General features: G+C 61.4%; 18 protein-coding genes. 12 read left to right on the forward strand and 6 right to left on the reverse strand.

Annotated features, from left to right (window positions below):
• Positions 1-1014: 1014 nt before the first annotated feature.
• Positions 1015-1647, reverse strand: a complete 633-nt coding sequence (locus ACETK3_RS20985) for a GNAT family N-acetyltransferase (protein WP_237430423.1) — start codon at positions 1645-1647, stop codon at positions 1015-1017.
• A 56-nt stretch (positions 1648-1703) separates the two neighbouring features.
• Complete coding sequence (locus tag ACETK3_RS20990) at positions 1704-2288, reverse strand: helix-turn-helix domain-containing protein (protein ID WP_237430424.1); 585 nt, start codon at positions 2286-2288, stop codon at positions 1704-1706.
• Between the two features lie 120 nt (positions 2289-2408).
• Here ACETK3_RS20990 and ACETK3_RS20995 point away from each other — a divergent pair, with 120 nt between their 5' ends.
• From ACETK3_RS20995 to ACETK3_RS21025, 7 genes are all read left to right on the forward strand, one after another.
• The gene (locus ACETK3_RS20995; protein ID WP_373993570.1) at positions 2409-2744 is read left to right on the forward strand and encodes an FAD-binding protein; all 336 of its coding nucleotides are present in this window, start codon (positions 2409-2411) and stop codon (positions 2742-2744) included.
• A complete protein-coding gene (locus ACETK3_RS21000; RefSeq protein WP_373993571.1) occupies positions 2684-3469 on the forward strand; it encodes an NAD(P)/FAD-dependent oxidoreductase in 786 nt (261 codons plus the stop codon). Before ACETK3_RS20995 ends, ACETK3_RS21000 begins: the two co-directional genes overlap by 61 nt.
• Before the next feature lie 5 nt (positions 3470-3474).
• The gene (locus tag ACETK3_RS21005) at positions 3475-3954 is read left to right on the forward strand and encodes a trans-aconitate 2-methyltransferase (protein WP_237430426.1); all 480 of its coding nucleotides are present in this window, start codon (positions 3475-3477) and stop codon (positions 3952-3954) included.
• Between the two features lie 96 nt (positions 3955-4050).
• Positions 4051-4326 (forward strand): hypothetical protein, encoded by a 276-nt coding sequence (locus tag ACETK3_RS21010; protein ID WP_237430427.1) that lies wholly within the window; start codon positions 4051-4053, stop codon positions 4324-4326.
• Entirely contained in the window at positions 4278-4487 is a 210-nt protein-coding gene (locus tag ACETK3_RS21015) for a GNAT family N-acetyltransferase (protein WP_237430428.1), read from the forward strand. Before ACETK3_RS21010 ends, ACETK3_RS21015 begins: the two co-directional genes overlap by 49 nt.
• 11 nt (positions 4488-4498) lie before the next feature.
• Positions 4499-4906 carry a RidA family protein gene (locus tag ACETK3_RS21020; protein WP_237430504.1) on the forward strand — a complete coding sequence of 136 codons (408 nt, stop codon included), beginning with the start codon at positions 4499-4501 and terminating at the stop codon, positions 4904-4906.
• A 60-nt stretch (positions 4907-4966) separates the two neighbouring features.
• Entirely contained in the window at positions 4967-5326 is a 360-nt protein-coding gene (locus ACETK3_RS21025) for a DUF2750 domain-containing protein (protein ID WP_237430429.1), read from the forward strand.
• Between the two features lie 19 nt (positions 5327-5345).
• On the opposite strand, the gene ACETK3_RS21030 is transcribed toward ACETK3_RS21025, so the two are convergent.
• On the reverse strand, positions 5346-5834 hold the full coding sequence (locus ACETK3_RS21030; protein ID WP_237430430.1) for a DUF2306 domain-containing protein: 489 nt from the start codon (positions 5832-5834) through the stop codon (positions 5346-5348).
• Between the two features lie 182 nt (positions 5835-6016).
• Between ACETK3_RS21030 and ACETK3_RS21035 the strand changes: the two genes are divergently transcribed.
• From ACETK3_RS21035 to ACETK3_RS21050, 4 genes are all read left to right on the forward strand, one after another.
• Complete coding sequence (locus ACETK3_RS21035; protein ID WP_237430431.1) at positions 6017-6301, forward strand: hypothetical protein; 285 nt, start codon at positions 6017-6019, stop codon at positions 6299-6301.
• Positions 6302-6332: 31 nt separating this feature from the next.
• Positions 6333-6791, forward strand: coding sequence for a hypothetical protein (locus tag ACETK3_RS21040; RefSeq protein ID WP_237430432.1), 459 nt, complete (start codon positions 6333-6335; stop codon positions 6789-6791).
• Positions 6792-6841: 50 nt separating this feature from the next.
• On the forward strand, positions 6842-7474 hold the full coding sequence (locus tag ACETK3_RS21045; RefSeq protein ID WP_237430433.1) for a hypothetical protein: 633 nt from the start codon (positions 6842-6844) through the stop codon (positions 7472-7474).
• 110 nt (positions 7475-7584) lie between these two features.
• Positions 7585-8271 (forward strand): DUF2625 family protein, encoded by a 687-nt coding sequence (locus ACETK3_RS21050; protein ID WP_237430434.1) that lies wholly within the window; start codon positions 7585-7587, stop codon positions 8269-8271.
• Between the two features lie 59 nt (positions 8272-8330).
• Here ACETK3_RS21050 and ACETK3_RS21055 read toward each other — a convergent pair whose 3' ends face one another.
• The 3 genes from ACETK3_RS21055 to ACETK3_RS21065 all read right to left on the reverse strand — a co-directional run bounded on the left by ACETK3_RS21055 (position 8331) and on the right by ACETK3_RS21065 (position 9606).
• A complete protein-coding gene (locus ACETK3_RS21055) occupies positions 8331-8717 on the reverse strand; it encodes an ankyrin repeat domain-containing protein (protein ID WP_373993572.1) in 387 nt (128 codons plus the stop codon).
• Positions 8718-8845: 128 nt separating this feature from the next.
• The gene (locus ACETK3_RS21060) at positions 8846-9103 is read right to left on the reverse strand and encodes a hypothetical protein (protein WP_237430436.1); all 258 of its coding nucleotides are present in this window, start codon (positions 9101-9103) and stop codon (positions 8846-8848) included.
• A 110-nt stretch (positions 9104-9213) separates the two neighbouring features.
• Positions 9214-9606 (reverse strand): GNAT family N-acetyltransferase, encoded by a 393-nt coding sequence (locus ACETK3_RS21065; protein ID WP_237430437.1) that lies wholly within the window; start codon positions 9604-9606, stop codon positions 9214-9216.
• Between the two features lie 91 nt (positions 9607-9697).
• On the opposite strand from ACETK3_RS21065, the gene ACETK3_RS21070 reads away from it, so the two are divergent.
• On the forward strand, positions 9698-10042 hold the full coding sequence (locus ACETK3_RS21070) for a hypothetical protein (protein WP_237430438.1): 345 nt from the start codon (positions 9698-9700) through the stop codon (positions 10040-10042).
• The last annotated feature ends 235 nt before the right edge of the window (positions 10043-10277 follow it).

Below are 10277 nucleotides of genomic sequence, written 5' to 3' on the forward strand. Positions count from 1 at the left end.
CAACCGCCACGACATCGCGGCGGAACTCTTCGGGAAAGGCTTTGGGCATGAGGAACATCCTTCCACCCGCAAGGATCAAATCCTCACAGGCAAAGTGTCAATCAAACCTTCAGCAGTCCCAACGTTATGTGGTCCTTTGGCCGAAGGCGCTTGAGGTGTTCTCAGTCTCATGAGGCCGGCGGCCGAAGTTGCCTATTGCAACGGTGCCGCATTCGGCGACCTATGCCCAATCGGCCATTGCCCAGGCGAGAAAAACGCCGGGCGATGCCCACCCTTGGTTACGGTCGTCCACGTTCTGAGCGGCGTCAGAACCAGTGCCAGACGTCCCTCATAAGCCAAACCAAGAACATGGCGAAAAGAGACGGTGGAATCAGGTAGAGCACCCAGTTATCGTGCCATTTTCGTTTCGCCATTGTTCTTCCTCCGTTCGATGCCACTCTACGAGTGGTGGACATCCTCCGGTAGGTAGAAGGCAGCCGTGCACGATGACCGATCCTTCACGGGCGGGTCACGTCGCTCGGTTAGGTGCCCTATTCGCTGGCATCGAGCCGGGCACGGACTTCAAGCGGTTGGATGTCATATCCCGTTCCGCGAACGCCGGACCAGTTAACTGGTCTAAACGAACCTCTGACTGTATAGGTAATCGGCACGAACTAGGGACCAGGGGAAGCCGAAGATTTTTTGTTTTCGGCGCGCGCTCGGAAAATCTTTACGGCCACGGCTGCGGTTACAACCGCAAACATAACAACCCCAACAACGATCCGCCTGGTGCTCTCGGGCGGGATGAAGGCTGTCGCGGCAATTACATAGAGTGCACCCACTTGCCACCAGGAAGGATCTCGGTATCGCATTCTTGTGTCCTCCTGCAGCAGGTTCTTGCCGGCGTGTTGCCCTGACGCTAAACCCGGACACGAGACTGTGCAAGATCCTTCACCAATTCCTTGCAAGCTCGGCTCCCCCCGTCTGGCATCAGAGATCGGGCAGGACGAGCACGCGTTCCCTATGAGGATCGACTTACGGAGACGGGATGTAGCGGCCGTCGGGCCGGGCTGCCAAACGCTCGTCAAGGACAGTGCGTACACGTGGCCATTCCTCCCGCAGAACGGAATAGATAACCGTGTCACGCCAACTGCCATCCGCACGCCGTTGGACATGCCTAAGCACGCCTTCTTCCTGGGCGCCGATCCGCTCAATCGCCGCCCGCGACCGAACGTTTAGCACGTCGGCTTGCAACCGGATGCGCTCAAATCCATGGGTAAAGGCTGTATTAAGCAGGAGCCGCTTGGCGTCAGCGTTCACTCCGCTTCCCCAGACGTCCGGGGAGTAAGCAGTCCAGCCGATGTGCGCAGACTCGTTTTTCAAGTCGAAATCGCCGAGCGAAGTGGTGCCAACAACCGTGCTATCTGACGAACGCAAGCACACGGCGTAGACGTTGCCTTGTTCCCAGGGCAGCCATTGCCTCAGAAACTCCGCCCACTGCTCGAAGTCCTCTCGATAAGCTCCCATACCTCCACCCCAACCGCCAGCAAATATTTCTGGTCTTCCGATAGCTGTGAAGAGGGCCGGGAGGTCTTCCTCGGTTAGCTCGCGAAGAACGACGACGGTGCCTTCAAGACGCGCCTGAGGATTGGGACGGGAAGCAGCCATGCTTCTCATCATGTCAGCTGGGCATGAGCTGTGGCTCTCAGCGATCCCTTGCGGGGCTATGAGGGCCTGGGTCGGGCGCGGACGTGCATCCGCTCGCCCTGCTGTCCAAACAGGCTGATGAACTCGACGGGTTCCCCGTCGGCGCTGGCGAACCAGTGGGGTGTATGGGTGTCGAATTCCGCGGCTTCGCCGGCGCGGAGTTCAAAGTCTTTGTCACCCAGCACCAGACGCAATCGGCCGTTGAGGATGTACAGCCATTCGTAACCCTCGTGAACGCGCGGGTCGGGCTCCGCCCCGCGGGCATCACCGGTGAGCACCATCTTGAAGGCCTGCAATCCGCCAGGGCGACGTGTGAGAGGAACAGCGGTCATGCCTGCATGGGTGATGGGCCGGAGATGGATTCTGGGATCCCCGGTGGGTGGGGCGCCGACCAGATCATCGAGGGGAACGCCATACAACTGCGCGAGGGGAAGCAGAATTTCCAGGTTTGGCCTGCGTTGGCCCGATTCAAGGCGGGACAGGGTGCTCACTGACACTCCGGATGCGGAGGACACGTCGCCGAGGGTGAGGTCTCGTTCCGCGCGGAGTGCCCGAAGCCGGGGGCCGACCGCTCCGAGGACGTCATCAAGCTCATTTGCCATACCCACAGTTTGCCATAACGGCAATATGGTTTGCCGGTTTCGCTTTATGAGGTGGAAGGTGGTGGAACCGCCGAATGTTGCTGGCGGCAAACTTTCAGCCGCGACGAAGGACAAATCAGTATGGACACCACTCGGTATGACGTTGTAATTGTTGGGGGCGGCGCTGCAGGACTCAGCGCCGCCACGACGCTGGGCCGGGCGCTACGCTCGGTGCTGGTCATCGATTCTGGGACACCCCGCAACGCACCAGCGGCGGGTGTCCACGGTTATCTTTCGAGGGACGGTATTAGCCCCGGAGAACTTCTGTCCATCGGGCGCCGCGAAGTGCTCTCCTACGGAGGAACGCTCACCGAGGGTGAAGCCGTTTCGGCACGGCGGACCCCGGGGGATTTGAGGTGCTTCTCGGAGATGGCCGCCGGTTCTCCTGCCGTCGGCTCCTCGTCACCACCGGCTTGACCGACGAACTGCCGCCCATCGACGGGCTGCAGCAGCAGTGGGGAAGGGGGGTTGTGCACTGCCCCTACTGCCATGGCTGGGAGATCACCGGGCAACGGATTGGAGTGCTGGGCACTGGCCCGCTCTCGGTCCATCAGGCACTGCTATTCAGGCAATGGTCCCCGGACATCACCTTGTTCCTCAACGACACCGTTGAACCCACCGACGAGGAGTGGGCCAAGCTGGCAGCCCGCTCCGTCACGGTCGTTGACGGTGCCGTGGCTACTGTGGACGCTGTCGATGGTGACCTCACCGGGCTCACACTCCGCCAAGGGCGTTCGTTCGAGCTGCAAGCGCTGGCGGTCGGGACACGGATGGAGGCCACGTCCGCGTTACTCGAATCACTTGGGCTAACGTCCCAACTGCATCCGTCCGGAGCCGGACGGTTCATCGAGGTTGACGCGACGAGTGCGACCGCCTTACCTGGAGTTTATGCCGCGGGCAACGTCTCCAACTTAATGGCCCAAGTGATCACCGCGGCGGCCGAGGGTGTCATGGCCGGCGCAAGGATCAACGCCGACCTCATCGAAGAGGAAACCCGGTGGGCGGTTGAGGGGCGCTTCGGGGTCTTTTCGGCCGTCTCGGAAGCAACGGTCTCTAAAATCGTGCTGGGTCAGCGACGCCATGGCCTCGACGTTAGGCCGAGCGCCGCCGGCCTGGGTTCTGCGGCCACGGCGGAAAGGTGAGGGGCATGGATCACCAGCACCCCCCGATGCGGGACCACGACCACCGAACCCACCAGCGACCGGACAGCCTGGCGCAGCACCGCGTCCTCGATCTCGACGCCGAGGTGTTCGGCGACCTCGCAGCCGTTCTGGACCTTGCCCGAGTGACAGCCGCTCGCAGCATCCTCGACCTCGGTGCCGGCACCGGCGCAGGTAGCCGGCTCCTTCGCGAGAGGTACCCCGACGCCTCTGTGAGGTGTGTCGACAACGAGCCGCTCATGCTCAATCTGCTAAGCAAGCAGGGCTTCGCCATAATCGAGGCCGACCTCAACGACGGCTTCCCTGCTCTGGGGGACTCCTTGATCCCGGCGGATTCGGTCGCTAGATTGCCGGTTGACCTGGTGTGGGCATGCATGCACAAGGATTCCACCGTCATCGACACAAGAGGAATCACGCCAGAGCAGGCTGCGCAACAAATCGCGGTCTTGGTGCTTCGCTCCCGCTGATGAAGAACAAAACAGCCGGTCCTCCCTGAACTGGCGATGACAGCTCAGCCTCGGAAATCGCTGCCAGTCACCGGGGTAGGGCCGCAGGTTAGGCTCGTGAGCATGGGAAATGAGGGGATGACCATTCGCGAGGCTTCTGCCGGGGACTTTGAGGTTCTCGTGGCCGCAGGCTTGGGAGCGATGAACTGGGGTGGCGAGGCCAAGTTCACGCTTGAGCAGTTCCTGGGCACGCCGAAGCTTTCGCACTACATCGAGGGATGGCCCAGGGAGGATGATTTCGGCGTGATAGCCGAAGCAGACGGGATTCCGACGGGTGCGGCTTGGTGCCGCAGCTTCCCGGCCACCGGGGCAGGGGAGTCGGCACTGCGCTGATGGAAGGACTCATCGCCCTGGCTTCAGCCCGCGGGCTGAGGGCTATAAGCCTCAGCGTTGAGGACGGAAACAGGGCAAGAGTTCTGTACGAGCGTTTGGGATTCCGTAAAGTCGGCCGCAACGGAGGATCAGACACCTTGCTGCTTGGCCTCCTCAAGTGAAGGAGATATCCATGCCCCGCGCAGTAACGCTCATTCGTTCCAGTGTCCTCAGTGACGTCGCCCAATACGCCTACGCGGCCACAGCGCCAGCCGACTCACGTCTGATCTTCCTTGCAGGCGCCTGTCTCTTAAACACAGACGGAACGACGGCGGCTCCCGGAGACTATGCCGGGCAGGCGGCCAAAGCGATTGAGAATATGCGGCTGGCCCTTGAAGCTGCCGGCGCCGGCCTCGAAGACGTAATTTCCACCCGCGTGCTTGTGGCCTCCTCAGACCGGACGGATTTACTGGCGGCGTGGGAGGTAGTCAGAGCGGCGTTCGGGGCCCACGAGGTGCCGAGCACTCTTATGGGAGTGACTGTGCCCGGGTATGAGAACCAGCTCGTGGAGATTGAAGCGACCGCCGCTGTGCAGAGCTGACCTATCGAATGGTCGGCCGGCCGGAAGACGATAGTTGGCACAGTCTGAGACCATGCTCGTATGACCACAAGCAGCGCCCAGGCAACTGCATTCTTCACAGAAGTCATTCGCGAGCAGCAGGTTTGGACGATCCGTGATGCCGGGGGCATTCCTGCTCCTTTTGGAAGCGATGGCATGCGCAGCATGCCCTTCTGGTCGCTGAGCTCACGCGCAGAGCGCATCATCTCGACCGTCGAGGCCTATTCCAGCTTCGAAACAGTCGCTATTCCCCTCAATGAGTGGCGCTCCAGATGGCTGCCTGGTCTGGAACGGGACGGGCTGAAGGTCGGGCTCAACTGGTTCGGTGCCCTGGCGACGGGCTACGACGTCGAACCACGTGCGGCCCTGGCTTCCCTGGCAGTACGCGAATCATCCAAGTAGCTGTCGGGTAAAGCACCTGCTAACGCGTGCTGGGGGCCATTCTTGTTTTGCGCAGCTGGGCGATGCCGATGATTGTCAGTCCGGCTGTGACGAGCAGGATCAGGATGAAGAGCCCCAGTAGGGGCAGCTCATGGATGGCGAGCTGGGGGATGCGGCGCGAGGGCACTGCAACTACGCCGACGAAAGCCCCGACCAGGCCGAAGTAACTGCCGGTCATAAAGCTGCGGTGGGCCCTGATGTTTCCTTTCCGGATTGCCCGCAGTCCTGCCGTCAGTGTGCAGAATGTCAACACCGAGAGCGCGTGGAGCCAGTTGAACCCGCCGTCGATGGTTCTGATACCAAATGAGGTCAGCACGACGACATACATGGCCACAGCCCAGATGCGGCCCACGATCCTGTGAAGACTGCCGCCCTTGGTCCGGCGCAGCAGGTTCACTGCACCGAAGATCAATGCATAGCTGGCCGCTATGGAGTGCAGAGTGATCAGGACAGTCCAGGAGGGGGGCATAGTCCGGAGCCTAGCGGACAGCGCCCCTTCGACCACGTCACAGGCGGCCTCAAATGCACCAAGAGCGAGAGGCAGATGATGATTGATCCATAGGATCCCTTACGATCACGAGTCCTCCGCTGTCCATCGCACGAGAGCTGTGGCGGTTGGGCGAGCCCGATCTTGCCACACAAGCTGCCGACTTGAGCGCGGAGCAGGCAGCGGACATTGCGATCAGGGCCGGCGAGCTGCATGAATCCGGCGAAGTGCTTGCGGTGTGGCCTTACGGCCCCAGAGGCACGACTCCTGCGCTGATGCTGGCGGCCGTGGAATACCTCGAAGGAGCCTTGCGTCCGTGCGCCAGGAGCCGCCGCCTCCCGCAAAAGAACCTCCCGCCGGCCCTCCAGGCCACCGAGGCGGAACTTTGGGCGGCACTGACTCCCGTAGCCCAGGCAGTCGATCATCGTCGGCTGGAGAAGCGCGGGTAGTCGCGCCGTCTCGCCGGGATATATTTCCAGCGTGGACAGTTACCGGAGGGCACGAGCAATCTTTCTTAGCGAGCAGACAGGACTGATCCCGCCCCACGAGCTGCCTGACTTCGCCACGGAGCTTCTCGTCCTGGGCTACGACAGTCCATCGCTTCGCGAAGTGGCAGGACTTCCGATAGGAGATAGGGCCGACGCGGCTGATCTGTGGAGCGACGCTCGGGACGAGCTCGGCATCCGGCACGAAAACGAAGAGGAAGCAGCCAAATTCCTCCTCCGCTACTGGGCCGAGGAGACTGCCGAGCAGCGGATCGACGTTCTCGCCGGGTCGAGGCTCATGTACCAGGTGGCTTGGTTCCCGCTGGGACAACCAAGCCAGCTAAACGAGCTCCTGTACCTTCTGGACGTCTGGGACGAAATGCCGCAGGACCGTGAACAAACAGCCACGGGTCTTCTCCACTTCGCACAGCACTTGGTGGGCAGGGACAGCTGACTCAGACGGACACCAAGTAAGTCGATAGCTCCTCTGGAACAATCGTCCGCATGGCAGATGAATGGTTTCGGTCTCCGGCGTGGGGCGAAGCGGATCGTGCGGACTTTGAGGCCCGCCTCGCGCGGTCCCGTGGTTACAACCGCGTTCAGTATCTGCGTATCAAGGGACTGGCATTGAGCGACGCCGGCGGGATCGGCGGGGCCAGGGACCTGTGGTTGCGCGTGCTCGCGGACGACGGAGAGTTCTCCAGGATGGAGGGCTTCACCGCGTTGGAGCACCTGGGGGACTCATACGTTGAAGAAGACCCGATGCTTGCAGAAACCTATTACCGCCGTTTGCTCGCTGACAATCCCAGCCTGAAGAGTACAACCGCGACGCTGCACATCAAGCTGGCCGAACTCCTCATTCGACGGGGTGACGAGCAGGACCCTGCAGAAGCCGCAGAACTGCTGACCCGATGGCCGGAAGTGGTGCATCTTCCGTTTCGGGATGCGCATTTCCGGTGGAACCTGGCTGTGATTGATCTTGCAGAAGCAACCGGAGACCGGGAAACGGCGGTAGAAGCAGCGCGCCGGGCCCTCGACCTTGCTGATCGAGGGCCCGTGTTCCCGCGGCATGAAACAGTTGGCGTCGTTCACGCCGAACACCGGGACCTTGAGCGACTGAAGCGGCTCGCGAAGTAACGGGTGTCGTCGCTGGGCTCACTCCCGCAATCCGGTCCTCTAAGCGGGCGCGTGGAGTCATTTCCTGCAACCGCGGCAAACTGGCACGCTATCTATGGCAGCATCTGAGCATGACTCCAATATGGTCCGCGGATGAGCTTCTTGGCGTCGACACTCCCGCCTGGCCGGGGCTGGAGGCGCTCTTGGCTAACACGGGTGTCGACTTCCAAGTGTTATCAGCGGACGACGCCGGCAAAAGGGACGTGCTCTTCCGCCTTCAGGTGACAGCCGCGTCGACGCTTGGAGCAATTGCTTCGAACTGCGCGGCTCTCGTCGTCGACCATGGATGGGTACGCATTCTCGGCGCCGGCGTCAAAGGTATCGAGGACATCGCCACAGCCAACGCTCTAGATGACCCAGACCGTCGCGCAGCACCCCCAGGTCATCTCGTCTCCGCTTTCGACGTCCTGGGCGGAGTCTTCGCGATCAACCACGATGATCTTCCTGCTCAGCCCGGGGAAGTCTGCTATTGGGGTCCGGACACACTGGAGTGGACTCCCCTCGGGGCGGGTCACACGGCGTTCGTCGAGTGGCTGCTGCATGGCGGAACTAAGGAGTTCTACCGGGAACTGCGCTGGCCGGGATGGGAAGACGAGGTGGCAGCCCTGTCCATCGATGAAGGCATCAGCGTCTACCCGTTCCTCTTCACAGAAGAGGGCCGCAACATTGCAACGGCAACCAGAAAAGCCGTTCCCTTCCGGGAACTGCTCTACCTGAATGAACACTTGGCGAACAGCCTCAGCGCAGAATCAGACTGAAGGGCTAGCCCCGCTCGCTCGGTGAGAAACCTCAATTCGCAAATTTTAGCTACGGTGGATCAACCGACATCTTCGAAGTACTGCGCGACGTCGTAGTTGCCGATCAGTCTGGCCAGTCCTGCCGGAGTCTGCCCGGTCGCATTCGGATGCAGGGGATCCGCGCCGCACGAACGCAGCAGGTCGATCATCTCGGGGCGCCCGTGGGAGTTGAACACGGCAACGAACAGGGGCGTATTGCCGAAACCGTTGGCTGCGTCTACCTGCGCGCCGAGGTCAAGCAGCGCGGTAGCAGCGGCCAGGGCGTGTTCCTGAGCCGCAAGATGAAGCGGCGTAAATCGCTGGCTGTCGGGTGCATCGACGAACACACCCTCGGCTGTCAGCCGCCGCACCTCATCCGCGTCATCAGTGAGTGCTGCGTAGTGGAGGGGGGGACCGACCGGCGGGATCCACGGATACCTCGATTCCTAGGATTATAGAGACACTGCACCATAACCGACGGCTTATCGGACGAGGTCTTGTCGGACGGCGATTTCCGACCCACATCGCAGGGGTCACAAAGCGTGCATCGGGTTGGCTACGCCGATTCGACTCTGAATCCTCGGAACTTGAGCGCGTCTAAAACGAATTGACGGATCTGCTCTGTATCGTCGGCCTTCGCCGGCAAGCTGCGCTGGAAGTAGACGACGATACTCATGGGCGGATCCAGCGTCTCTGAATCCATGTCATATTGCTGGCCGCGAAAGCTAACGGAAAGACCGACGCGGGCGATGCGAAGCTCGCCTTCATCAGATGAGACAACATTCGGTCCTGTTGCTTGGAAATCAGTACTCATCTCCGGCTCCAGACTGCTGTGGAAAGGCTCTGGGGACAGCGTGTAGCGGCGTTCCGGCCGGCCGGCCGAGTTGCGGATCTTGACCTCTGGCGTCGCAATCCAGCCGGCACTCAGGTACTGATGGCCCTCATGTTGTCAGCGATAACCCAGAGCTCCATAGGTGTCTGGGCCGGGATCGAGTGGTGTCGCAGGTGATCAAGGAGTTGGCGAGCCGGGCCCGTGCCCCAAGCTGGCGGGTCGACTGCCAAGTAGAGAACCTCCAGGGCGCCTGTATGGAGTACGACGATGGAGAACGCCAGCGGACGCCCGCGGCTTCGCGCCATCAGCAGCATTGAGCCTTCCCGGGCAAGCGCTGCTTCAATGCCTGGCAGCTTGTCGTCGGCCAGGGGAATCTCCGGGAGTCGATCCCGCACAGCAACAGCCCGGGCCCAGATCCCGGCAGCGTCCCGCGCGGGCCCAGTTCCCTGTTCCTCAAGGATGTCTGCAAGCGTGGCTGGTGTCACTCATCGATCGGCAATGGGGCGAGGTAATTCCCGCTGATCCCCTACTAATCGGCGGTGCCGCTCCAGGACCGTAGCCGGGTAGCATGGCGGCATGCCTGACCGGGACGAAACCGAAGAGCCGCTTCAATTACTGCCTCCAGGGATGGCCCGGAGATATGCAGAGTACAAGCCAGCTACCGATGAACCGTCGCCTCCACCCACAAATGTTGGAGGCTATGACGAACTCCTCAAGTACGTCCGCGGGAAAGGAATAGCCCTTCCCCGCTCGCGCGAGGGCCTCGCCGTAATTGATGCCTTGAGTGAGGGACCGGAGGCCAAGAAGGACCTCACGGGACTCACTGCGGCCATTGGTGAATATGTCAGTTTGATTCAGGACCGGTGTGACGGTTTGAATCAGGACCACCCCACAACTCGCCGGTTGCTTGTGACGGTCTGAACCAGGACCACCCTCAGTGTTGCTTCATCTGATGAAAGCAACACTTGGAGGTCCGGATGAGAGTGCGCTTGGAGCTGTTCGCCTGTATTCGCAGAGATGCCCGCATTGAGGGCTTGTCAATGGCCATTACGTTCTGCCCATGGGCGGCCAGTTGATGTGCCCGCTGGTGGCCAGTAAAACTGCCCGGTTATGGCCAACAGATCTGCCCACTGATTCGTTTCGGCGGGGTCGGCCA

The organism is Arthrobacter sp. E44 (assembly GCF_041877125.1).
In the GTDB taxonomy this organism is placed as follows: Bacteria; Actinomycetota; Actinomycetes; order Actinomycetales; family Micrococcaceae; genus Arthrobacter.

Coding starts and splice junctions, on each gene's coding strand:
- ACETK3_RS20990 (WP_237430424.1), bottom strand. CDS start 2,288: ATGGCAAATGAGCTTGATGACGTCCTCGGAGCGGTCGGCCCCCGGCTT.
- ACETK3_RS20995 (WP_373993570.1), top strand. CDS start 2,409: ATGGACACCACTCGGTATGACGTTGTAATTGTTGGGGGCGGCGCTGCA.
- ACETK3_RS21045 (WP_237430433.1), top strand. CDS start 6,842: ATGGCAGATGAATGGTTTCGGTCTCCGGCGTGGGGCGAAGCGGATCGT.
- ACETK3_RS20985 (WP_237430423.1), bottom strand. CDS start 1,647: ATGGCTGCTTCCCGTCCCAATCCTCAGGCGCGTCTTGAAGGCACCGTC.
- ACETK3_RS21025 (WP_237430429.1), top strand. CDS start 4,967: ATGACCACAAGCAGCGCCCAGGCAACTGCATTCTTCACAGAAGTCATT.
- ACETK3_RS21020 (WP_237430504.1), top strand. CDS start 4,499: ATGCCCCGCGCAGTAACGCTCATTCGTTCCAGTGTCCTCAGTGACGTC.
- ACETK3_RS21050 (WP_237430434.1), top strand. CDS start 7,585: ATGACTCCAATATGGTCCGCGGATGAGCTTCTTGGCGTCGACACTCCC.
- ACETK3_RS21005 (WP_237430426.1), top strand. CDS start 3,475: ATGGATCACCAGCACCCCCCGATGCGGGACCACGACCACCGAACCCAC.
- ACETK3_RS21060 (WP_237430436.1), bottom strand. CDS start 9,103: ATGAGTACTGATTTCCAAGCAACAGGACCGAATGTTGTCTCATCTGAT.
- ACETK3_RS21070 (WP_237430438.1), top strand. CDS start 9,698: ATGCCTGACCGGGACGAAACCGAAGAGCCGCTTCAATTACTGCCTCCA.
- ACETK3_RS21030 (WP_237430430.1), bottom strand. CDS start 5,834: ATGCCCCCCTCCTGGACTGTCCTGATCACTCTGCACTCCATAGCGGCC.